Origin of the sequence: Brenneria goodwinii (assembly GCF_002291445.1) — a bacterium.
GTDB lineage: Bacteria > Pseudomonadota > Gammaproteobacteria > Enterobacterales > Enterobacteriaceae > Brenneria > Brenneria goodwinii.
Window position 1 is genome coordinate 2,457,327 of record NZ_CP014137.1, and the last position, 23,286, is coordinate 2,480,612.

General features: G+C 55.7%; 18 protein-coding genes. 9 read left to right on the forward strand and 9 right to left on the reverse strand.

Features of this window, described 5'->3' with window-relative positions:
- Positions 1-28 precede the first annotated feature (28 nt).
- Genes tldD through ACN28R_RS11025 form a run of 5 tightly spaced genes read right to left on the reverse strand, consistent with a single transcriptional unit; the run spans position 29 to position 8,308 of the window.
- Positions 29-1,480 (reverse strand): metalloprotease TldD, encoded by a 1,452-nt coding sequence (gene tldD / locus ACN28R_RS11005; protein ID WP_095834415.1) that lies wholly within the window; start codon positions 1,478-1,480, stop codon positions 29-31.
- 16 nt (positions 1,481-1,496) lie between these two features.
- Complete coding sequence (locus ACN28R_RS11010) at positions 1,497-2,870, reverse strand: TldD/PmbA family protein (protein WP_236840215.1); 1,374 nt, start codon at positions 2,868-2,870, stop codon at positions 1,497-1,499.
- A gap of 3 nt (positions 2,871-2,873) precedes the next feature.
- Complete coding sequence (locus ACN28R_RS11015; RefSeq protein WP_095834416.1) at positions 2,874-4,127, reverse strand: thioredoxin family protein; 1,254 nt, start codon at positions 4,125-4,127, stop codon at positions 2,874-2,876.
- Between the two features lie 20 nt (positions 4,128-4,147).
- Positions 4,148-5,863, reverse strand: a complete 1,716-nt coding sequence (locus tag ACN28R_RS11020) for an ABC transporter ATP-binding protein/permease (protein WP_048639494.1) — start codon at positions 5,861-5,863, stop codon at positions 4,148-4,150.
- Positions 5,864-5,875: 12 nt separating this feature from the next.
- Positions 5,876-8,308: a TonB-dependent siderophore receptor gene (locus ACN28R_RS11025; RefSeq protein ID WP_095834417.1), complete on the reverse strand. Its 2,433-nt coding sequence runs from the start codon at positions 8,306-8,308 to the stop codon at positions 5,876-5,878.
- Positions 8,309-8,876: 568 nt separating this feature from the next.
- On the opposite strand from ACN28R_RS11025, the gene ACN28R_RS11030 reads away from it, so the two are divergent.
- The 5 genes from ACN28R_RS11030 to ACN28R_RS11050 all read left to right on the forward strand — a co-directional run bounded on the left by ACN28R_RS11030 (position 8,877) and on the right by ACN28R_RS11050 (position 12,624).
- A complete protein-coding gene (locus ACN28R_RS11030; protein WP_048639496.1) occupies positions 8,877-9,395 on the forward strand; it encodes a sigma-70 family RNA polymerase sigma factor in 519 nt (172 codons plus the stop codon).
- A gap of 22 nt (positions 9,396-9,417) precedes the next feature.
- On the forward strand, positions 9,418-10,374 hold the full coding sequence (locus ACN28R_RS11035; protein ID WP_048639497.1) for a FecR family protein: 957 nt from the start codon (positions 9,418-9,420) through the stop codon (positions 10,372-10,374).
- Positions 10,375-10,504: 130 nt separating this feature from the next.
- The gene (locus tag ACN28R_RS11040) at positions 10,505-11,356 is read left to right on the forward strand and encodes an energy transducer TonB (RefSeq protein ID WP_095835785.1); all 852 of its coding nucleotides are present in this window, start codon (positions 10,505-10,507) and stop codon (positions 11,354-11,356) included.
- Between the two features lie 58 nt (positions 11,357-11,414).
- Positions 11,415-12,170: a MotA/TolQ/ExbB proton channel family protein gene (locus tag ACN28R_RS11045; RefSeq protein WP_048639498.1), complete on the forward strand. Its 756-nt coding sequence runs from the start codon at positions 11,415-11,417 to the stop codon at positions 12,168-12,170.
- 28 nt (positions 12,171-12,198) lie between these two features.
- A complete protein-coding gene (locus ACN28R_RS11050) occupies positions 12,199-12,624 on the forward strand; it encodes an ExbD/TolR family protein (protein WP_183092144.1) in 426 nt (141 codons plus the stop codon).
- 346 nt (positions 12,625-12,970) lie between these two features.
- On the opposite strand, the gene ACN28R_RS11055 is transcribed toward ACN28R_RS11050, so the two are convergent.
- On the reverse strand, positions 12,971-13,867 hold the full coding sequence (locus ACN28R_RS11055; RefSeq protein ID WP_095835786.1) for a LysR family transcriptional regulator: 897 nt from the start codon (positions 13,865-13,867) through the stop codon (positions 12,971-12,973).
- Positions 13,868-13,962: 95 nt separating this feature from the next.
- On the opposite strand from ACN28R_RS11055, the gene ACN28R_RS11060 reads away from it, so the two are divergent.
- Genes ACN28R_RS11060 through ACN28R_RS11075 form a run of 4 tightly spaced genes read left to right on the forward strand, consistent with a single transcriptional unit; the run spans position 13,963 to position 17,680 of the window.
- Positions 13,963-14,757, forward strand: a complete 795-nt coding sequence (locus tag ACN28R_RS11060) for a substrate-binding periplasmic protein (RefSeq protein WP_048639500.1) — start codon at positions 13,963-13,965, stop codon at positions 14,755-14,757.
- On the forward strand, positions 14,757-15,548 hold the full coding sequence (locus tag ACN28R_RS11065) for an amino acid ABC transporter ATP-binding protein (protein WP_095834418.1): 792 nt from the start codon (positions 14,757-14,759) through the stop codon (positions 15,546-15,548). Before ACN28R_RS11060 ends, ACN28R_RS11065 begins: the two co-directional genes overlap by 1 nt.
- A complete protein-coding gene (locus ACN28R_RS11070; RefSeq protein ID WP_095834419.1) occupies positions 15,548-16,225 on the forward strand; it encodes an amino acid ABC transporter permease in 678 nt (225 codons plus the stop codon). The genes ACN28R_RS11065 and ACN28R_RS11070 overlap by 1 nt, the downstream gene beginning before the upstream one ends.
- Before the next feature lie 6 nt (positions 16,226-16,231).
- Positions 16,232-17,680: an MmgE/PrpD family protein gene (locus ACN28R_RS11075; protein WP_095834420.1), complete on the forward strand. Its 1,449-nt coding sequence runs from the start codon at positions 16,232-16,234 to the stop codon at positions 17,678-17,680.
- A 156-nt stretch (positions 17,681-17,836) separates the two neighbouring features.
- Here the strand turns inward: ACN28R_RS11075 and ACN28R_RS11080 are convergent, their stop codons facing one another.
- From ACN28R_RS11080 to fhuE, 3 genes are all read right to left on the reverse strand, one after another.
- Positions 17,837-19,252, reverse strand: a complete 1,416-nt coding sequence (locus ACN28R_RS11080) for an aldehyde dehydrogenase family protein (protein WP_095834421.1) — start codon at positions 19,250-19,252, stop codon at positions 17,837-17,839.
- Positions 19,253-19,908: 656 nt separating this feature from the next.
- The gene (locus ACN28R_RS11085; protein ID WP_048639504.1) at positions 19,909-20,790 is read right to left on the reverse strand and encodes a siderophore-interacting protein; all 882 of its coding nucleotides are present in this window, start codon (positions 20,788-20,790) and stop codon (positions 19,909-19,911) included.
- A gap of 43 nt (positions 20,791-20,833) precedes the next feature.
- Positions 20,834-23,068 carry a ferric-rhodotorulic acid/ferric-coprogen receptor FhuE gene (gene fhuE / locus ACN28R_RS11090; RefSeq protein ID WP_048639505.1) on the reverse strand — a complete coding sequence of 745 codons (2,235 nt, stop codon included), beginning with the start codon at positions 23,066-23,068 and terminating at the stop codon, positions 20,834-20,836.
- Between the last annotated feature and the right edge of the window lie 218 nt (positions 23,069-23,286).

Below are 23,286 nucleotides of genomic sequence, written 5' to 3' on the forward strand. Positions count from 1 at the left end.
ATTTTTAAAGCCTGGCCGCTGTTATCTACTAACGTGTTCCCCCCACGACCAGGTTGTCCACTTTCAACGTTGGTTGCCCTACGCAGACGGGTACGCTCTGCCCGGCCTTGCCGCATACGGCAGTACCGCGATCCAACGCCAGATCGTTGCCGACCATACTGATTAACTTCAGGGTTTCCGGACCGTTGCCGGTCAGAGTGGCGCCTTTAACCGGCGCGGTAATCTTGCCGTCTTCAATCAGATACGCCAGTGCGCTCTGGAAACTGTACTGGCCGCTGACGATATCCACCTGGCCGCTACCCAGATCAGCCAGATACAGCCCGCGTTTCACCGAAGCAATGATTTCCTCCGGCGCATATTGCCCATTGCGCATAAAGGTATTGGTCATGCGCGGCATCGGCAAATGCGCGTAAGACTGGCGGCGGCCATTGCCAGTCGGCGGCAGCTTCATCAGGCGCGCGCTCAGGCTGTCGTGCATATAGCCTTTCAGGATACCGTCTTCGATAAGCGTAGTGCATTGGGCCGGATGGCCTTCATCATCAACGTTCAATGAACCACGCTGCCCGGCCACGGTGCCGTCGTCGACGATATTCACGCCGGGTTGCGCCACCCGTTCTCCGATGCGCCCGGAATACACCGAGGTGCCCAGCCGGTTAAAGTCACCTTCAAAGCCGTGCCCCATCGCCTCATGCAACAGCATGCCGGGCCAGCCTGCGGCAATCACTACCGGCATACTGCCGGATGGCGCGGCGATCGCCGCCAGATTGATCAACGCCGTATTGACGATCGCGCGCAGTGCAGCCTGCACATTCTCATCGTTGAACAGAGTGAAATCGCCACGCCCGCCGATGCCGGTACTGGCCGTCTCGCGCACGCCCTGTTGTTCAACCACAACGCTCACGCGTAACACCAACATCGGCCGAATATCCGCCGCCTGATGGAAATCATGCCGCAGAATATAGTTAACCGAATGGGTCAGTTCCAGACTGGCCGTCACCTGCACCACCCGCGGATCAATCGCCCGCGCCATGTGGTTGATGTTCTCCAGCAGGCCGATTTTCTGCACCGCATCATAGGTCAACAACGGATCGTCGGCGATGAAGTTAGGCCGATGGGCGGAATCGGTCGCCAGTGCGACCTGGCAACGTCTGCCCGGCGCAGCGATGGTTTTTACCGAGCGGGCGGCATCCAGTAGATGCTTTTGGTCGATATGCTGCGAATAGGCGAATGCCGTCTGGTCTTCTTCCACGGCGCGCAGGCCAAAGCCTTGATCGACATTAAAGGAGCCGCTTCTCACCACGCCGTTTTCCATCGACCAGGTTTCGCGGCGCAGGCTCTGAACAAAAAGATCGGCATAGTCTATCCGGTGCGCCAGCACCTGATCCATCATCGCCTGCAAATGGGCGTCAGTGACGCCGTGCGACTCCAGCAACTGCTGTTTTGCCTGCGCCAGATGCAATGTTGTTACTGATTCACTCATGATAAATTCCTCTGGCTTAACGCCCCGCCACCTGCAGGCTGTCGATTAATACGGAACCGCTGCTCAGCGCGCCTTGAGTCAGGGTATCGGCGCCGACGGCCACGATGTTGCGGTAGATATCCGCCAGGTTGCCCGCCACGGTCACACCGTCAACCGCATGGCGAATTTCGCCCTCTTCCACCCAAAAGCCACGCAGGCTGCGGGAGTAATCCCCGTTAATTAAACGCGCCCCGCCACCGCTGAAACTGGTTACCAGCAGGCCGGTATGAAGTTTTTTCACCATGGCGGAGAAATTATCGCTGGCCTGGGTGCGACTGCTGCGCAGGATCAAGTTGCCCGGCCCGGAACCGTTGCCGGTGGGTTCCATCCCCAGACGGCGCGCGGCATAGGCGGACAGGAAGAAACCGGTCAGGCTGCCATTTTCCACCACTCTGCGCGCCACCCCGCTGATACCGTCGCCATCGAATGCCCGGCTGGCTAATCCCTGCGGGACAAACGGATCTTCCTCAACGCTGATATGCTCATTGAAAATGCGCTGACCAAGGCGACCGGCAAGGAAACTGTTGTTGCGATATAGCGCCGCGCCGCCAGCCGCCTGCACCAGATGTTCAAGTAACGACAGGGCGCTGCGCGGATCGAACAGCACTGGGCAGCGGCGGCTACCGCTCAGCGGCGCGACATCCAGCGCGGCCAGCGCCCCGTTCCCTGCGTGCTGGCCGATCGCCTCCGGCGCCATCAGCGACGGCGCAAGATGAGATTGTGAATACCAGAAATCCAGTTGGCTACGTCCCGCCTTTCGGGCCAGCGCCTTGGCGCTCATCACATGGCTGGTTTGCCGATCGCCCTGAGCAAATCCCTGGCTGTTCATCAGGTACCATTGGGATTGGCTGGAACGTACCCAGGCGCCATCGCTGACCACCCATTCCCCCACCGAATTGATACCATTCTCTATGCTGTGGGCCAACGCCTGCGCGCCGGTTTCGTCCAGTTCCCAGGGGTGCCATAAATCAAGTTCGCGCGGCGCCTGACATAAATACCGCGCCGGCGGCAACCCGGCAAACTTATCCTCGCCGGTATAGCCGGCAATCCGGCAAGCTGCCTGAACGGTCTCGCCCAGGCGCGCCGGTGAAAAATCAGTGGTGCTGGTGGTGCCCTGGTGCTGCCCGCGATAGACCGTCAGCGACATGCCGGACTGCGCATCACGGGTACGCGCCCGCAGTCGGCCCTGACGCATTTCAATCAACAGGCCGTTACTTTCGGAAAAAATCACCTGCGCGGCAGAGGCGCCAGTCCGCATCGCCTGCGCGATAACGCTGTCGGCCAGCTCCGCCAGTTGCTGTTGGCTATGCACAAAGATATTCGCCATGGTGGCCTCCGGATCATCGGTCATGGGTTAAAAGTCCGGCGCTTCGGCCAGCAGGCGGTTGAATTCCTGCTGCATCCGCGCTTTCACCGGCAGGAACAACTGCGGAAGATCGTGATGGAAGGCGTTTTCTTTAGTGAGGAACTCCGCGTTTCCCGCCGCCCATTCCGCCCTGAGGGAAGCGATCTCGTCCGGGGTCAATTGGCCGGCCGGGGATTGGCGCTCTTTTTCCTTAAACCAGCCAATGCGTACGCTGGGCGTTGCCCGATCCTCATCACTCCAGCCTGAGAGGATCTCCAGATGATGGAACTGTGCCCAGTGGATGTTGATCGCAATATTGCCCCATTGATCGCCCTCGGTGGTGACGGGCACCGGCGACAGGAGCTGTAACAACGTGGCGAAAATCTGCTCCAGTTGGCGATCCGGCCGCTGATAGCCTTGCAGCAACAAGGCTGCCTGCTCGCCCACCGCCGCCCAGGCATCGGATGGCGTTTCACGGCCCGCGAGCCGATCGGCGCATAATGCCCGCCAGCGTGCGAGCAACTGCACCAGTTGCGGATCGCGAAAATAGCTGGCCCAGGGCGCCGATTCCTCGCTAAACCACCAGTGCATAAAGCGCAACGGCGCCAGCCGGTAATCCTTGCCGGCGCGCAGCGCCGCGAACAGGGCATTCATCTGTTCCGCCGTCAGATAACCGCAGATATCGAGCAACCGCCCAACAGCAAGCGGCAATCCGGTGATCCGCTCAAAAGCGCGACTCTCGGACTGGTGTACCATCGCGGCCGACGCGCTGCCTTTGCCGTCAGCCCAGAAGCTGCCCAGCCCCACGCTGATATCACCCGCCGCGGCATGGCCGATAGCGCGCTGAGCGATAAAATCGTGCAACGCCTCATCGCCATAAAAACTGGCCCACTCCAACGCTTCCGCATGCCTTACCGTCGGCTGCGAGGTTAAATCCACCTGATGCCCGGCCAGCCAGGCGATAAGCTGCCCCTGGGACAGCGCGCCCACCTGGCGTTCCGGTTGCGCCTCGCCCTTGAATAACAGCAAGGTAGGAATACCGCGCACGCCAAAGCGCGCCATGATAGCCGGATATTTTTCCACATCGATCTTGGCCACCAGCAGTTTACCTGCGCTGTTTTTCGCCAGCTTGTCGATAATCGGCGACATACTGCGGCAAGGCACGCACCACGGCGCCCACAGGTCTATCAGCACCGGCAGTTTTGCGCCAGCCAGAAAGCCATCAAGGCTGACGTCAGTTAACTCGTTTGGTTTATTTGACATTGGGGGATCCTGTATCGGTGTTAACTGCCCTGTCCGGGCGTCAGGTTAAAAATATGCTGGTGGAAACGTTCCAGCTCTTTGCGGTGGGCCACACTGATAATGGTGCTGTTGGGGAGCTGTTCGATCAGTGCCTGGTAGAGCCGGCTTTCCGTTTCCGGATCCAACGCGCTGGTCGCTTCATCAAGAAAGATCATATCCGGGCGGTGTAACAGCACTCGCGCCATCGCCAGCCGCTGCTGTTCGCCGCCGGACAACACCTGCTGCCAGCGCTCGAATTGGGTAAGCGAATCAACGCGCTCCGCCAGACAACAGTCCACCAGCGCCTGGCGATATTGCTGCTCGGTGAAGGCTTCCGGTTCGTCGGGATAAGCCAGCGCGCTTTTTAACGTGCCGACCGGGATATAGCTTTTCTGCGGCAAAAACAGCATGCGCGCCGACTCAGGACGGGTGATAGCACCTTCGCCAAACGGCCATAGCCCAGCGCAAGCGCGCAGCAGAGTGCTCTTGCCGCTACCCGAACGGCCCCGCACCACCCAGCGTTCGCCGGCCGCCACCTGCCAGTCCGGCAGACGTGCAAGCACTGCGCCGTCCGGACGTTGCAGGGTTACGCCTGCGCAGCGAAGTGCTGCGCCGCGGTTTTCCAGCCGGATGCCGTCGGGCTGATCGCGGGCCTTATTCAACGCCCAGAGCATATCCCGCAGCCGGTTGGCCAGGGCCATCCAGTTAGTAAAAGATTGATAAGCCTGAGGGAAAAAGGCGAGCGTACCAAGCACCGTGCCATACGCCAGGGTAATCTGGGTTAGGCCACCCAGAGTAATTTTCCCCGACAACAATAACGGCAGCGCCAGCAGAGTCGGCAGCGGTGAAAAGACCTGGGTGAACATACTTTGGAAAAACCTCAGCTTAAAGGTTTTGCGCATCAGCAGCAGAGTATTGGCCCGTACCCGGTCGAAGCGGGACAACAGTCGTTGCCCCTCGCGTTCACCGCCGCCAAAAAAGGCGATTTGCTCGGCGTTTTCACGCATCTGCATACCCAGGAAACGGAAATCCGCTTCCACCGTTTGTTTATTCATATTGACGCCAATCAGCACCTTACCCAACCAGTGGCTCAGCGCAAGATGGAAAAATGAATATAAATAGACGGCAAATACCATGTAACCGGGGATCGACAGAGTCGCGTTCCCCAAGGGGACAGACAAGGCGCCGGATAATCCCCACAAAATAATGGTAAAGGTCACGGCATTGACCACCACATGGATAATATTGGTGGACAGGTTAATGGTGACGTCGGTGAAAAGATTGATATCTTCCGCAATACGCTGATCGCCGTTGCTGATTAAATTATCCCGCTCTAACTGGTAATACGTGGAGCGCTGGGTCCAACGCTCCACGTAGCGAGCGGTCATCCAGGTGCGCCAGCGCAGGGTCAGATAATCAATCGACAATACGCTGACCAGCGGCAATAACGTCGAGACCGTACCGATGGCCAGACTTTTCACCATGATGGTGCTGATATGCGGCCAGTCAAGCGCCACAAGTGCATCGGTTAACTGCCCGTGTAGCTTATTTAAGGCAACACTGGCGTAAGTATTGCTGAAATTAATCGTTAAAATAACGGCAATTAACAATATGGCCAGCCACTTTTCCGACGATACCCAAAAAGGACGGATTAATTGCCATACGCCAGGCCGTTTACCATCATCAGGCAACGTTTTATTTATTGATTGTTCGGTCATATTTACCACAAATCAGAACGAGTACGTCACGGACAAGCGCGCGGTGCGGCCCGGCTTGACACCGATATAATTCACCGTGGTTGAGTAATAGTAGAGATCGCGATCAAATATGTTATTCACGCCCAACGTTATGGTGTATTTAGGTTGATGGTAAAAAACCGAGGCATCGGTCTGCGCCCAACCGCCCATCTTGAAATAATTATTTGTCGATCCGTTCCAGGTATCACTGGCCGCCTGAATGCCGACGCCCGCGCCCAATCCCTGAAATCGCCCATCCTGTAGTTCATAGGTGGTCCAGATACTGCCAGAGTGTTTTGGCTGCGCGGTAAGCCTTGATTTTGATGTTGCGCCAGTAATTGCGGAATTGTCCGCATCCTTAGGCTGGGCGAAGGTATAGCTGGTGGAGATATTCCAACCCGGCAATATCTGGCCGTTCAAATCAAAATCAAAGCCTTTGGTTTCCCGCCCTTCCGCACCGACCGCGTTGCCGGCGATGTCGGTAATGACCACATTTTTCTGCACAATATGGAATAAAGCCGTAGTAATGGTCAGGTTATCGTCAAGCAAATTAAATTTAAATCCGGCTTCTTTGGATTTACCGGTAGAAGGATCCATCATTTCCCCGGTGCGGGAATTGACCGTGCCGGCACTTGCAAAGCTGTTCAACAGGTTGGCGTAGGCCGTTATTTCCGGCGTGATATCGAAGCTCACCCCATAACCCGGTATCCATTTGGTTATGCTTTTATCGCCCGTCTTAGATGCTGAGTTGCGCAATGTCCACTCGGCCCGTTTAGCGGATAGCTGAAAATGCAGCCTTTCCCAGATATCGATCTGATCTTGCAAAACCACCCCTTTTTGTACCTGGATCATCTTGTAGGATCTGAAATTAGGATCGGGAATAGTCGGGAAAGACAGACTGTCGGGATCGTTATAATTAGCGGTGGTATAAATCCTGCCAAAGGACAAATCCCAACTGGTGGTCTTCGCGCGCTGATAATCGTAACCCATCAGAATATTATGGGTTAACGGCCCGGTATCGAACTTGCCGCGAATATCGTTTTGCAGGCTGATAGAGTTGAGATCCTGCTTATTGCCCAGTTCGTGGACAACTAACGAGCCATCCGGGCTTGAACCATATAGTTCGTGCAGACGGTAATTCGTGGTGTTGTCCAGGTAGGTGGCTTTGCTATTAAAAGACCAGTTGTCGAACAAATTCTGATTCAGTTCGTAATAAACCGTCTTGGCATTAATGGAGAAGTAATTGTCCTTATCGCCCAGGCGGTATTCAGGCAGGCGTTGAATACGGCCATTGCTATACAGGGTCGCCGCCGGGCCGGAAGTCCTGCCGGTATTGAATTCCGCCCCCACTTTAAAATAGGTGTTGTCCGTTACCCAGGCCAATACCGGCGCGACATACTCGCCGCGCTTACCGTTGAAATCAGGAAAACTGTTATCCGCCCGCATGGTGGAAGCGTTTAAACGGTAGAGGAAGGTTTTATCATCGTTCAGCGGCCCCCCCAGATCGATGGCGGTTTTCACTTCGCCATATTTGGACGCCTCGAATTTTATCGTATGCAACGGATCGGCAGTGGGCGCCTTGCGCACCAGGTTGATCGAACCGGCAGGCGAACTGTTGCCGGCCAACACGGCCTGCGGACCTTTCAGCACTTCCACACGCTCAACGCCATCGATATTGGAATAGCCGGTGGCGCTACCGTTCACGTTACTGTTGGGGTTAGAGACACCGTCCGTCGACCCGCCCGTCACGTTAAAACCGCGAATATATATCGAATTGGAGCCACGGCTGCCGCCCTGCATCGTAACGCCGCCGGCGTTGCGCAAAGCGTCTTCCACCGAGACAGCCTGACGGTCGTCAAGCAGCTTGCGACTCACCACCTGCACCGACTGGGCCGTCTCCTGCAGGGATAAATTAGTGCGGGTGGCGGTGCTGGACATCGACGGGTTATAGACCGAGGCGTCTTCGCTTTGATCGGCGCTGCCACTGACGGTAATCGTCGGCAGCGTCTGACCGCTGTCTTTTGCCGCCTGCAAATCCGATGAGGCGGCCGTTGGCATGGCCGTAGTGACAGCCTCAATGGTCAGGGTGCCGTTAGCGGTCGTCGTGACGGAGAGCGGCGTCCCCTGTAACTGACGCGAAATCGCTTGTTCGATAGTAAAAGTGCCGTCAACGGGTGTGGCCTGATATGGCGCGACCAATTTGGGATCGAAGGAAATAGTTTGCTGACTTTGGCGCGCAATGGTTAATAACCCTTGTTCCAGGGAACCCGGCTGTACCGAAAAGTGTATTGGCGCGGCCGTAGCAGCGTAGGCGGACTGCGGTAGCCATACTGCGGTATTTGCCACGGCAAAGGTGATATTTATCGCTAACGCCAACCGGCCTGGCCGAACACGTTTCTTCCACGCGTGCTGCAGTAATTCATTCATTGCTTCCGCTCCCAGCGTAAAGGAAAAAAATATTGCGACGCCATATTGTTATGGGTCAGTTCGTTGTCTTCAGCCTGTATGTGCAACGAAGGGAGAAATGTGTCACCAGTCGATAGAAATTTTTTTGAGAAAAATGAGATTTTTTATCTCAAGGGCTAATACTGTGAATATTTTTTCCTGTCATTTATGCGGTGACGACAGATAAGACGGCAGCGAATACTCCGCCCCAATAATGGGGGGGTTGTGGCTATTGCGCATCATTTCGGTGCAAAACAGTGGTTTCATAGTCTGCGAACTATCCGTTGTTGTGCAACCGCATGCTGTGTACGCTATGCTTTGAAAAAAATTTGCCTTATAAAAGAAAAAATCTACTTATATTCTCAGGGTATAAGCTAGAGCCAAATATTATTGGCCCGCTTATTGCTGGGCAGGTTTGAATTAACTTTCCGCTTTGCGTACGGGAAACCCCGCCGCTAATAGCGACGCCATCCCAGGATTGGCTTTAATGATCCATTGTTGAGACCTATGAAAGGTTTTATGCTCAGATTTTAGACAGACGGATGAGATGATGCCTGCCGAATTTACCAGCCGAACAGATGCATTAACGCTTATTTTTCGCAGCGATTACCGGTGGCTCACCGATAAACTGAGACGGCGGATTAGCCACGGCACCGGCGCAGAAGACATCGCCTCCGAAGCCTTTGTACAGCTAGCCGCGATCCCGGAGTTGCTTAAAATTCGCGAACCGCGGGCAATGCTGACCACGCTGGCCCAGCGGATATTATATGAGACCTGGCGCCGCCGCGATCTGGAGCAGGCTTATCTTAATGCGTTGGCAAGCCATCCGCAGCTTTGCCACCCTTCGCCGGAAGAGCAAGAGATGGTGATCGAATCCTTGCTGGCCATTGATCGTGCGCTGGACGGTTTGTCTGTCAATGCACGCAAGGCTTTTTTGTTTAATCAATTGGATGGCATGACCTACGCTGAGATCGCCAAAGAGCTGGGCGTTTCAGCCAGCATGGTGCGTAAATACGTAGCGAAAGCGCTCACTAATTGTTACCTTGCAACCTCGGGTCAAACTGAGTAACCCATACTGTAGCGAAAAAATAATGAGATTATCCCGACGCCCTACTCCCACTGCTCAACAAGCCATCGAATGGATGGTGCTGTTACGCTCCGGGGAAGCCACGGACAATGATTTTCGCGAATATGAACGCTGGCGTTATTCCGACGCCAGCCACGACGCCGCTTGCGCCCAAATAGAAACCACGCTGGGTAAAATCCAGTCGCTGACGCACACCATGCCGCGGGAAAACGTTCGCCAGACCTTGCTCGCCCCCTCCAGCCGCCGCAAATTTCTGCAAAACACCCTGGGCATTGCCGCCGTCGCGGTAGTTGGCGGCCTGGTGGTAAACCAGAAATATCCGCTACCTTACCTGTTATCCGATATTCACACCAACACCGCCCAACGACGGCGCATTGAGCTGGGCGACGGTAGTATTCTGGACATGAACGCGCGCACTGCGCTGAATATCGCCTTCAACGATAATCTGCGCAATGTGACGCTGCGCACCGGCGGTTTCATTGCCAACGTGGTGAATGACGTCAGACCGTTCAGCGTTCATACCGAAATGGGTCGCATCCTGGCAGGCGAAGCGCGTTTTAACGTGCGCCGGGAATCCGACGGCATCCATCTGGCAGTCTTAGACTCAGTGGTAAAAGTCACCAACCTGCGCGGTGAAAACCGGCGGGTCGAAGCCGGCCACGGTCTGTGGTTCAACCATGACACGCTAATGCCTATCGCTATTTCCCCTACTGCCGAAACCGCCTGGACCCAGGGGCGGCTGGAAGTACAGGATACATCGCTAAGTTCGGTTATCGATTCGCTAAGAAATTACAGCCCGGCGGTTATCCGGCTGGATCCGGCGATTGCCGGCCTGCGCGTCAGCGGCAACTTCCCGCTGGACGATGTGCCTTACACGCTGGATGCTCTGGCGCAAACCATGCCGATCGCCATTACCCGCACCACGGGATATTGGATCCGCATCACCGCGGCCAGTGTTTGATCGCAATTTTTTCCACTTTTTTCTCTCTGACTGGTGTCACTTTTGCTTCCTCATTGCACATACAGGATAAGTCCCCCCAAGATTGCGGATCATGTGGGTTAAGGCAGTCAGGATTTATCGAGAGGTAGTGGTGAAAGCACAGCACCTGATATTGAAAGAGAGGATTGAAGTGCCGGAAAGCGCCGCGCCCGCCATACTTTTGCCAACCGGGCTTGCGGCGGTGAAAAAAGATCGCCTGCCAAGGCTGGCGATTACAGCGGTAGCGTTGGCTCATCTGGCGCTGATTGGGGCAGCGATTACCCATACCACACAATACCGGCCGCTAGACATCATCAATCCCGCCGAACAAACCAGTGTACAAGTAACGATGGTTGAAATGCCACAACCCGAACCGCCGCCGCAACCCCAGGCCGCCACCGAGACGCCGGCATTGTTGACGGCGGAAAATAGCGAACGCGAAGTGGCGCAAAGCGAGCCGGCGCCGCCAATGCCTGCGCCGGCCGCACCGCCGATACAACCAAAGCCAAAACCGAAACCCAAACCTACACCCAAAATCGAGCCCAAGCCCAAGCCTGTACGTGAAGCTCCCCGTCCGGTGAGCGAGGAAAAATCCTCGCCGGTGCAAAACGCCAGGGTCGCCGATAAGACAGCGATCCCGGCGACGGCCAAAGGCGAGATGCTGAAAAGCGCGCCCAACGCCACGCCGAAAATGGTTTCTACCGTTGGCTGCATGGTGCCGGCGCCCGACTACCCCCGCAAGGCAAAACGGCTGCGCGAGGAAGGCGAGGTCCTGATCCGTCTGACGATCAATGCCAACGGCACGCTGGGGCGTAGCGAAGTCGCCCGCAGCAGCGGTCATGAGGATCTTGATCAGGCGGCGATGGCGGCGGTTTCCGGCATACGCTGTAATCCGTATCTGGAAAACGGCCAGCCGATTTCCGTTATGACGGTACAACCCGTCACGTTTAAATTATCCCGTTAGCCCACCTGGCGGTGGATGACCATGACCGATAGCGTTTATTGATAATCGAGGAAGCAAAATGAATGAGTTTGGCATTGAGCATGTTTGGCAGCAGGGTGATATCGTCACCCGCTCGGTGGCCCTGGTCCTGCTGGTCATGTCCGTGATGTCCTGGTCGGTGATTGTGATTAAATGCATACAGGGCGCAGGGCTACGCAAAATCGCCCTGCGCACTAAGCACCGTTTCTGGAGCGAAAAAACGCTGCCGGCCGCCATCGAATCATTGGGCAATAGCAGTAATAACCCATTTCGCGATCTGGCGATAGCTGGCCATGCGGCGATGTCCCACCAGTACAATATTGAGGCTGGCATCAGCAATAATCTTGATATCAGCGACTGGCTGGCGCGCGAGCTGAAAAACAGCATTGACGATAATAGCGCGCGTCTGCAATCGGGTCTGGGGATCCTCGCCTCCATCGGTAGCACCGCGCCGTTTGTTGGCCTGCTGGGTACTGTATGGGGCATTTATCACGCATTGCAATCCATCAGTATGGTAGAACAGCCGGATCTGGCCCATGTCGCCGGCCCGGTCGGCGAGGCGCTGATCATGACGGCGTTCGGCCTGTTCGTCGCCATCCCGGCAGTGCTCGGTTTTAACACCATCAACCGGCGCAACCGCACTTTGCAACATGCCATCGCCCGCTTTGCCCACGATCTGCATGCCTATTACCTCACCGGTTCGCGCATTACCAGCGCCGATGTTACCGAGCTACGCGCGGCCGACGCCGTAACGACCCATCGCGTCCAGCCGTTTCGCGCTGGCCAGTCGGTGTAATGGCAAGAATCAGAGGGGAAAACGGATAATGAGCATGTCAGGCAACTCGCCGTTTGAAAGCGATGAAGAGACGCTGGTCAACGATATCAACATGACACCGTTTATTGATGTCATGCTGGTGCTACTGATTGTATTTATGATTACCCTGCCGGTGATAAACCACGCGGTAAAAGTCAATCTGCCCAAGGCCAACGCCAGTGTGCTGGAAAAGGATCCTCAATCCATTGATATTTCAGTATTGGCCGACGGCAGTATCTCCTGGGATAAACAGCCCGTTGATGACGCTACCTTGAAATCCCGGCTGGAAGAAACGGCGCGACGACCACAATTGCCCCACTTACGTATTTACGCCGATAAGGCATCGGAATATGGCCGCGTATCCTTTGTGATGACCAGTGCGCAAAGCGTCGGCCTGACGAAATTTGATTTCGTCGTCGATAAAAACACCCAGTAAACAGCACACCTCACATAAAATCGAGCCGTCGGATTCCCGGCGGCTTATCGTTAAGTAAAGGAAGTTAGGGAAAGTCTTGTCGTTAATCCAGCAGTTGTTGTAACCGCCGGTCATAATTATTCAGGAAATCCCGCATCAAACGGAAGCATTCGGTTTCTTCATAATCCACCCTCGCCACCCTGTCTCATCAAATTGATAAATCCGCGCATTGTGATATGAAAGAATTAACAACGGCGAGACGCTTTCCACGGTAGAGAAATGAACAGATAAGCGGCCCCCCTTCCCTAATCAACCGGCCCGATTACGGAAAAGCCCGCTTAAGTTTCCTAAGCGGGCTTTTGCTTTTTTATATTTCGGCGGTTTCCGCCATTAATTCCGTCATCAGGTTAACAAACACCTCGCCCGGCTGGGACATGACGCTGTGCCCATCGGTCACCGCCACTACCGAAATCTGCAATGCGGGACGGAACGGCCGCACCGCCAGCCCGGCAGTATCGATCCCCTGTAGAGAGAAACGGTCAACGATAGTGACGCTATTGCTACCGTGTCTGACCAGGTTAATCGCCATGCTGTAACGGTTGGTTTCTATCGCCGCCACCTGACGCTGACGGAACTCCGGCACCTGTCTGGCAATCATGGCTACCAGCCGCGCATCGGTGGTGATAAAAACCAGTTCACGCGGCGAGATATCCTGCCAACAGACCTCAGCCTGCTGCGCCAGCGCATGCCGCTCGGGCAGCACGCACACCATTTCGCCCCGGCTGACGGCAAGCCGGTTATCCTCCGTCTCGTGGCCGGGCTTGACCATAAAGCCGAGATCGTAGCGTCCCCCCTCCACCGCCGCTTCAATTTCATTATTCAGGCACATGTCCGCCACCACGCCATAATCCGGGAAGGTCTGGCGAAAGCGAGCCACCGCAAGAGGCAAAATATTTAGCGCCAGCGCAGGCGTGGCGCAGATCCGCAACTGCCCGACGCGATACTGACGAATATGGTCAACGAAGCGATCGAAACGAAGCCTGTCCTGATGCACGCGCAGCGCCTCTTTATACAGTTCTCTGGCTTCGGGGGTTGGCTGCATTTTGCCCTTATGGCGTTCAAACAGGCTGAAACCCATCTGCTGCTCGATAAGCGCCAGACTTTTGCTCACCGAAGGCTGGGACATCGTTAGCTGCGCCGCCGCCGCGGTCACCGAACCGAGTTGAACGACACTGATAAAGACTTCAAGTTGTTTGGGAGTCATTGCCATTTTCCAGATAACGATATCAGGATTATGCATTTTTAATGCATGCTTCCAGGGTTATAGAATATGTAATTATATTCACTCAGGGGAATAAAATGAAATTTTTCGCATCACGTTTGATGTCGGCATTGTTGCTGATACCAGGGATTTTCTTAACTCAGGCTCCGGCGCAAGCCGAGGACAATATCAATGCTATCTTGCCAGATCATGTCGTGCGCGTCGGTGCGGTCAACGCGCCACCGTGGTATCAGAAAGATCTGCTGACCAATCAGTGGACCGGTCTGGTGCCCGACGTCGTACAGGCGATATTTAAAGATACCGATATAAAAATCGAATACGTCGACACCCAGTGGGGCACTGCCGTGGCCGGTTTGCAGTCCAACCGTTTCGATATTTTGGGCGGCTTTAATAACACTCCGGAAAGAGCCAAAGCCGTCGATTTTACCCGCCCGATGGGCTCTCACCAGATGGGCGTACTGACGCTGGAGAAAGACGCCAAAAAGTATGAGGCCTGGGCAACAATAAATAACCCACAGACCCGGCTCGCCGCGATTGACGGCTCGGCGGCGGTAACACTGCTGCAACCGCAGTTGGACAAAGCACAATGGATTATCGTTCCCGACAGCGACAACATGCAATTGCAGATGGAGAGCGGCCGCGCCGATGCCATCGTCACCAACGATATACAGATGTCGCAATATATTCAGAAGCGTCATCAGGGCACGATGATAATCCCCCAGCCGGTCAAAGAGCAGGCAACCAATATGGGCCTGCGTAAAGATCGTCCGCAGCTACAGGCGTGGCTGGATGGTCGGCTTGAGCAGCTGGATAAAGACGGGACGCTGAAAAATATCTGGCATAAATACACTCACCCTGCGAACCACCCCTGATGAGCCAACCGTCTTCATTACCGCTACTCAAAGTTGACGCACTCGGCAAATCGTTCTCGGGTACTAAAATCATTGATGACGTCTCCTTCGAGGTTCGCCCCTCGGAGGTGATAGGCATCATTGGCCGCAGCGGCGCGGGAAAATCCACCTTGCTGCGCTGCCTGAATATGCTTGAGACTCCGGACAGCGGACACATTTGGCTGGGCGAGGAAGAGATAGGATTTTACGGCGCGCAGAGAAAGTCGGTAAAACAACGCACATTGGCGCGTCAACGCGCATCAATGGCCATGGTATTCCAGCACTTTAATCTGTGGCCACATCGCAGCGTGCTGCAAAACATTATTGAAGGACCGACACAGGTACTCGGCATGACGCGCAAGGAGGCAACGGAGAAAGCGATGGCGCTGCTCGTGCGCATGGGGCTGGCAGAAAAAGCCGGCGACTTTCCGCTTCAACTTTCCGGTGGACAGCAGCAGAGAGTATCCATCGCCCGCGCGCTGGCGATGGAGCCACGCGTGATCCTGTTTGACGAACCCACCTCGGCGCTCGATCCGGAGTCCGTCGGGGAAGTGCTGGCGGTTATCTCCGAACTGGCGGTCGGCGGCACCACCATGATGGTCGTTACCCATGAAATGCGTTTTGCTCTGCAGGTATGTAGCCGCCTGCTGTTGATGGAGAACGGCAGGCTGGTGGAAGAAGCGACTCCGCGGGAAATCTGGTCACGGCCGAACAATGCGCCTATACGCCACTTTATGGCGCTGTCCGGCGTGACGGCGGAGGATCTGCGCTAATGCCGGCTTATCACTGGGATTTTTCAATACTGTGGCAATATCACGCCGTTCTGCTGGAGGGGATATTCACCACCTTTAAAATCGTTCTGGCCTCGGTCACGTTAAGTATTCTTGGCGGCGCCCTGCTTGCGCCGTTGCGCGGCTCGTCCAGGGCGGCGATCCGCATGCCTACCCAGGGGGTGATTGAGATTGTGCGTTCGATTCCGCCACTGGTGCTTATCGTCTGGGCCTACTACTGTCTGCCTATTCTGTTCGGCCTGACGCTCTCATCGTATCTGACCTGCGTGCTGGCTATCTCGCTATATGGCAGCGTGTTTTTCGCCGAGATATTTCGCTCGGGTCTGCAATCGGTCGATCACGGGCTTATTGAGGCGGGCCTGTCGGTCGGGATGTCGCCGCTGAAAGTGTTGGTTCGAATTACCGCACCGGTGGCCTTTTTGCGCATCCTGCCGGCATTTGTCAGTCAGTGCGTGATGTCGATAAAGAACTCGGTACTGGCAAGCTATATCGCGACTGGCGAGATCCTCTATCAGGGGCAGCGACTGAGTACCGCCACCTTCCGGCCGCTGGAAACGCTGACTTTTGTGGCGCTGTTTTTCGTCGTCACCATTCTTCCGCTGTCACTGCTGGCAAGCTATGCCGAGCGCAGGATCCGCACCCGCTACTTTAAACGTTGAATAATCATGAATCTCTCCGCAACACGCCAGTTGGTGAATTTTGCCGGCTCCTTATCTGCGCAGGCTATCCCTGACGCCATCCGCCGCAAAGTCCGACTACATTTGCTGGATGCCCTCGCCTGCGGTTGGGCGGCCAGTCGGCACCAAGTCAGCGGGCCGGTTATCCATGCCGCCCGGCTATTCGGCGGAAACGGCGACTGCACCGTCTTCGGCGAGTCAGGTTTCAGCCCGCTGGCGGCCGCCTTTGGTAACGCCGCCGTCATTAACGGTCTGGACCACGATGACGGCGTGGAGATCGACGGTAAAGGACTCGGTCACCCCGGCGCAACGCTTATCGCCGCCGCGATGGCCGCCCTTGATCTCCACCCGGCGCCGGTGAGTCAGGACGCGCTGATTAACGCCCTGACCGCCGGCTTCGAAGTGAACAATCGTCTCATCCACGCCATCCAACCCTCGGCTGAACGCTTCAGCCAGGTGTACGGCGTGGCGCAGCATCAGGCGATCGGCGCGGCGCTGGTGGCCGGTCGGCTACTGGGCCTGAGTCCGGAGCAATTGAATCAGGCCGTTGGCCTGGCCGCCGTGTTAACGCCGCTGCCCAGCCTGCATCAGTACAACTGGCGACAGCGGCCGCTGTTGTCGCTCAAAGATGCCGTGGCGCCAGCGGCGCAGGCGGCGGTGCAAGCGGTCATTATGGCGCAGCAGGGCCTGATCGGCAGTCTTGACGTGCTCGATGGCGAGCAGGGATTTTGGCGGATGATCGGCTCCGACCGCTTCGCGCCAGAAATTCTGACCGATAATCTCGGCAGCCACTGGTACGCCGGTTACGGCAGCTTTAAACGCTATCCCGCCTGCCGCTGGCTGGCCTGCGCGTTGGAATGCATGGAGTGCATTATGCAGGAGACCGGCTGGCAGGCGGCGGATATCCGCGCCATTGAGGTACAGACCTTCCCGCGGCTGGTCGACGATATGATGGACTACCGGCCTCGCACGGCAACCGACGCACAGTTCAGCCTGCCGTGGACGCTGGCGGCGGTAGCTGGCGGCCTGCCGCCCGGCGCCGACTGGTATACGGAAAAGAGCATGCAAAGCGAGGCGTTACAGACGCTGGCGGATAAAGTGACGGCCGTTATCGCCCCCGAATTTGCCCAGCGAATGGATGGTTCGGCACGCCAGCCCGGCGCCCGCGTCGTGGTTACGCATCGCCACGGCGAAAGCGCAGAGCAAGAACGCGACAAGCCGCTGGGCAGCGCCGAACGCCCGATGACCGACGCGGAGATTATTACCAAGGCGCGACGAAATTTGACCGGGCATGGCGTTGAGGTTGAACAACTGATTACCAGAGTAATGCAGGAGGACGGCGCCGTGTCGTACGCTTCGGCCGCTGAATTGACCGGCTTTGCATCCGCGGCGTTAGCCCCACGCCAGCACGCAGTTGAGCCGTTCGGCCTCACTTGAATTCTTTTGCGCCTGCGCCCGGCCTGAAACGAACCTTGGTGCGAAACAGGAGCCAAAACCACGCAACGACGCGAGAACCGGTAAACCATCAGCGAATGACGCCATCTCGGGCCACCCGCCTCGGATTCCGTTCCGGCGCGGCCTAACCGCACCCGTTCACTCCGCCCATATTTCCTCATCGGTAGGCACGTGCTTACCAGTAATCACTTTGCCGATGCGGCTGACATTCATCAGGTGCTTGTAGTCAAGGTTTTCAGAAATGGAATTTCCCCCCCAAGAACCGCAGCCCAGCGTCGTGGTGGCCGCGAATCCGTTAGTCAGCGCCCCCCCCGCCGTGGTGCCCGAACACTGGTTGACAACCAGACGGCTTATGGGCAAGGCCAGTCCCATGGCGCGAATATGTTGTTCATCGTTGGAGTGCAATGCGGCCGAATGCCCAGCGCCTTCCACCAATAGGTTAGCCTTAGCTTTGTCCACGGCCTCATCGAAGGTTTGGTAGGGCAGAATCGCCACCACCGGGCACAATTTTTCACGAGCCAGAACATCCTCTTTGCCCGCCCCCTTGGCCGGCAGCAGAATGATGCGCACGCCTTCGGGCATCTTGATCCCCGCCAACGCGCCGATCAGTTGGGGCGACTTCCCTACGATGTCTTTATTCATGCGGCCATCGGGAAACACGATGTCGCGTAGTTTCTGGACAACGGCGGGATCTGAGGAGAACCACACCTTGCCCGTAGCCAGGAATTGATCGATGACCGCCTGGTAGCTTTCCTCCGGCGCCAGAACGAACTGTTCATGCGAGCAGATGATGCCGTTGTCGAATGCCGCCCCGGCGACGATCTTCCCGCAGGCATCCTCCAGGTCCGCTCCCCGATCGATAACGACGGGAACATTGCCCGGCCCCACGCCAAGGGATGGCCGGCCGGATGAATAGGCGGCTTTCACCATCGCTCCGCCGCCGGTAGCCACGACGACATCCACCGCCCCCATCAACTCCTTGGTGATGCTGAGCGACCCATTGACCACCGTCTGAACCAAATCTTCCGGCGCGCCATGCCGGCACAGGATCTGGCGGAACGCCTTGACGACCAAAGCGTTCACCCCTTCGGCGCTCGGGTGCGGGGCAAAAATCACGGCGTTGCCGGTTTTCAGGGCAAACATCGCGTTGCACATCGGGGTGACAACGGGATTGGTAACCGGGCAGATGGCAGCCACAACGCCCATGGGCTTGGCGATCAATACCAGATTGGCGTCAGGATCCTCGCCAATAATACCGCGGCTTTTCTTGTCTTTCAGGCTATTCCAGATAAGGCGCGACTTGCCCATGCATTTCGCAACCTTGTCCTCAAAAACGCCGTAGCCCGTTTCGTCAACGGCCCGGTGGGCCAAGTCTTGCGCATTGTCGTAAATGAATTTCGCAAAATCGCGCACGATGGCGTCCACCTGCTGCTGCGAAAACGCTTCAAACACTTTCTGCGCGGCGCGGGCAAGGCCGACGAGTTGGGATACTTGGGCCGACGCGTTGGCCGTAGCTACTCGGGATTCATTCGATTCAGCGACTATATTCGCCATAATATACATCTCCGTAAGACACACCAATTCGATACGTGCATGTACGCTTGATAATCGCGCCACGCTCTATTTCGGGAGGGAGGGGTCATAAGGGGTATCGCTATCATTACGGCGCGCCTGTCCGCTGTCCGAATGGTTCGGCTTACCGGCGCCGTCCAGCAGTAGATTCCAGTTAATAATTATATTTTTAATCACACCGAACATAATAATTTACTCATCCATTTGTAATCATATCTATTTATATTTTAATTAGTCCTACACGCTAACTTTTCTAAATTTCAAGATAGCTAATAAGATGGAAGAAAGTATATTTCTCCCCGGCAACGAATACTTTAGCAATCTTGGGTCAAATAATGACTTTAATACCGATCACCATCACATATTGCTTTCAGCTTATTCACAATGTTGTTTTTGTTACCCGGGAAATGCATCTCTTTCTGATATTAAATATAAATTCAGTATTTAAACCGTTCGCCCACGGCATAAGAAATGATGTTGAGGCGGTCGACTCCGCGAATGCGCAGTATGAATGCGGCAAGATCCAGCGCCGCGTCGGACAACAATGCCGGGATGCGTTTCTGAATAGCTGCTTGCACTGGCCCGGTATTAGGGCCATTCTAACAATAGTCAAGCGGCGTTTTCGGCCCCTTGCTTCATCAAGATTTAGCCCAGTACGCCATGAAATTAATCGCCTCACGCGGCACGCCGCGCTCGCCAATCAAATAGCGGCGCAGTAGTTTTACCGCCGTCGATTCCGCCGCCACCCAGCCATAAAATTCGCTGTTTCCGGTGGTCGCTTTATCCCACAGCAACTCGCCTTCCGCCTCTTCCCGTACCGCTGCGTGCTGGCGGCTTTCCGGCACCTTGACCCGCTCTTTTATCGCCTGAATCAGGCATTCGCCGTGCGTCGCGCCAGTGGGTTTGCGCGCTAACCAGATTATCTCCGCAAAGCTAAATTCGCTCAGGTCCACGCAATCTTCTGCCTCCGGCACTTCAAAGAAAGCCTGTACCGTCGGCGGATTTTCCTGGCCGGCGATCAGCTCCAGGATCCCCCGGGCCGCTGGGAGCGCCGTTTCGTCGGCAATAATCAGCGCGTTACGCAGCCCGGCGGGCGGCGTCCACTCATAGCCGCCGCTGTCTTCTTTGTGCGCCGCATTCGGCGCAACGATCTGGATAGCGTCTCCCGGTACGGCGTTAATCGCCCATGCCGACGCCGGGCCTTCAGTACCGTGGCTGACGAACTCCACCGTCGCTTCCTGACGCTCACGATCAACATGGCGCAGCGTATACGTGCGGATCACCGGGCGTTTTCCTTTCGGCAACGACAGCGCCATTTGATACCACTGCCCCTGAGCGGGAAGCGACGGCGGCGTGCCGTCTTCGGAAGGAAACAGCATTTTGATACGCTGATCCGGCGCATCGCGCTTCATCTGAGCCACTTCCGCGCCGCTAAACACCAACCTTAGCAGCGAAGGAGAAACGGCGGTCTTACGCGCCAGTTGAACGTTAAACAGGCGATATGCCTGAACTTCGGCCATAACCTTTCCTTACTGTTAATTTGCAGATAAAAGCGATCGGTTATCAGAAGGTATAGTTAACGCTGACTGAGTAATTGCGGGGTTCGCCGTAAATCACGCCGCCCGTCAGTCCAGTGTTGTATTCACGATCAAACACATTCTTCACGTTCGCCTGCACCGATAGGTTCTTATCCACCTGGTAACGCGCGAACAGGTCGGCCAGCGGGTAGCTCCCCTGATACAAACGAACCGTATTGCCCGACGGCCCGGTCAGATCTTTAAACGTCCGGTTCTGCCAGTTGACGCCGCCGCCAACGGTCAATTGCGGCAGCATCGGCAGGTTATAGCTGGTAAACAGTTTCAGCTGCGTTTGCGGCAGGTTGGAATTAACCCGATCGTTATTGATGTCCTTCGCCACATAACGGCTGGCGCTGAACGTCATCATAAGGTTATCGGTGACTGCGCCATTCAGTTCAAACTCCGCGCCGCGGCTCACCACGCCTTTAGAAGCATAGTAAGCATATTCCGAGCTGCCGGGCACCAGGCGCGAGCCATCCAACTGACCCAGATTTTCTTGCTCAATACGGAACACGGAGAGTGAAGCCGTCAGCCGGCCATTAAACCAGTCGGATTTAACGCCCGCCTCATAATCTTTTCCGATCACCGGTTTCAGATAGGCGCCCTGACGATCGCGGTAGGTCTGGGGCTGGAAAATGGAGGTATAGCTGACAAACGCGGAATAGGTGTCATTAATGTCATAAACCAGACCGCCGTACGGCGTCAGGTTGTTTTTATCCATATTAGCGGTGATGCCGTTTGTGCTGTATTGCGTATAACGCGCGCCGACAATCAGCGATAGCGGATCGGTAAGCGAGAAGCGCGCCGCCGTATAGCCGGCTTTCTGGCGAATGGTATCATCCCCGTTAAGCGCCCATTCTCCCCAATCGGGTTCAGTCACGTTGCCGTTCCAACCATTGGTACTGCCTACATCATTGGCGCTTATCGTCACAAACCGGCCATAGTAACGGTTACGCTGGCGGCTGTAATCCAGCCCGACGACGAGCTCATGCTGCCGCCCCAACAATTCAAACGGACCTGACGCATAGGCGTCGATGGCATCCTGCGTGCGAAGGCCGTCATACCAGCCACCATAGGCGGAGGTATCATTGGTAAGAAGCCCGGTGGTTTTATCCGCGAAGCCGCTTACATAAAACAATTTGCTGTCAAAATCCGTTTCTGAGTGCGCGCTATTCAGCCGCACCTGCCAGCCGTTGTCGAAGTTGGTGGTCAAATTGGCAAAAACCTTGCGCGACAGGATATTATAATGCGCCCAGTCGGCCGCGGGGTTGGAACTGCGATCGTAATGGGTTGGTTCGCCATTCGAGTACCAGGCCGGCAAACCACCCCATGTGGGATTACCGGTGTCCCGCGACTGATAACTATACCCCACGTCAACCGTCGTTGAGTCCGTCAGGTCAGCTTCGATATTGCCATAGAGGAACTTTTTGCTTTGATGGTAGCGATCGAGCCAACTGTCCTTATCCTGATACCCGGCCACAATGCGGCCGCGTACCGTACCTGACTGATTCAACGGGCCAGAAACATCGGCGACATAGCGCTGATCGTTCCAACTGCCGTAGCTGGCGCTTAAATTACCGCTAAAGGTTTTACTATCCGCTTTCTTACGCACCATATTGATGGAAGCGCCCGGGTTTCCGGTTCCGGTCATCAGACCGGTAGAGCCGCGCACGATTTCAATACGATCATAGATCGCCGCATCATCGTCGGTATCGCCGAAGTTCCATGACTCATTTTGCGTGGTGGGAATATCATCATAGGTATAATTGTTGATATAAAACCCACGCGAATAAAAATCGAAACGCTCAGTGTCATTCTGTGATGCTGAAATACCGGCGGCGTTATGCAGTACATCGCTAATATTTTGCAGATCCTGATCTTTAATACGCTGCTTGGTGACGATACTCACCGACTGCGGAATATCGCGCGGGGTCAGGTTAAGTTTGGTGCCGGCGCGGGTGGCCGGCACGGTATAGTCATGTTCTGGCTGGCTAACGCTGTCGGTATTGTCTCCGCCGCCGGCGCTCACGATCACCGTATCTCCATTGCTATCATTACTCTGCTGAGCCTGGGAAGACGCGGGCGCAGTGGTACTGTCCGCTGCACGGGCGGCGGCAAGGCCCACTGCATTCGCCACCCCCAGCGCGATAAGCGAAACGGTGAAATAATGCTTCACTCCCCTTACGCCGGGTGCCCTACCACTGACTTGTTTGAAAGACATGATACTTCCTCGTTAGCATTCTAGCCTTAACGCCGCAGGCGCGAGTTTCAGTTAACAAACTCGCCGGGTGTGACGAAAGCGTGTTAAAAATCGATTAAGAATCTAGATAGCCAAAACAATAAATAGAAATAATAATTACTACCATTATCATGCGCATATATTTAGTAAGCATTGTAATAATTCGGAAACAAAATATTTCCAAATATTGATTATGTAAG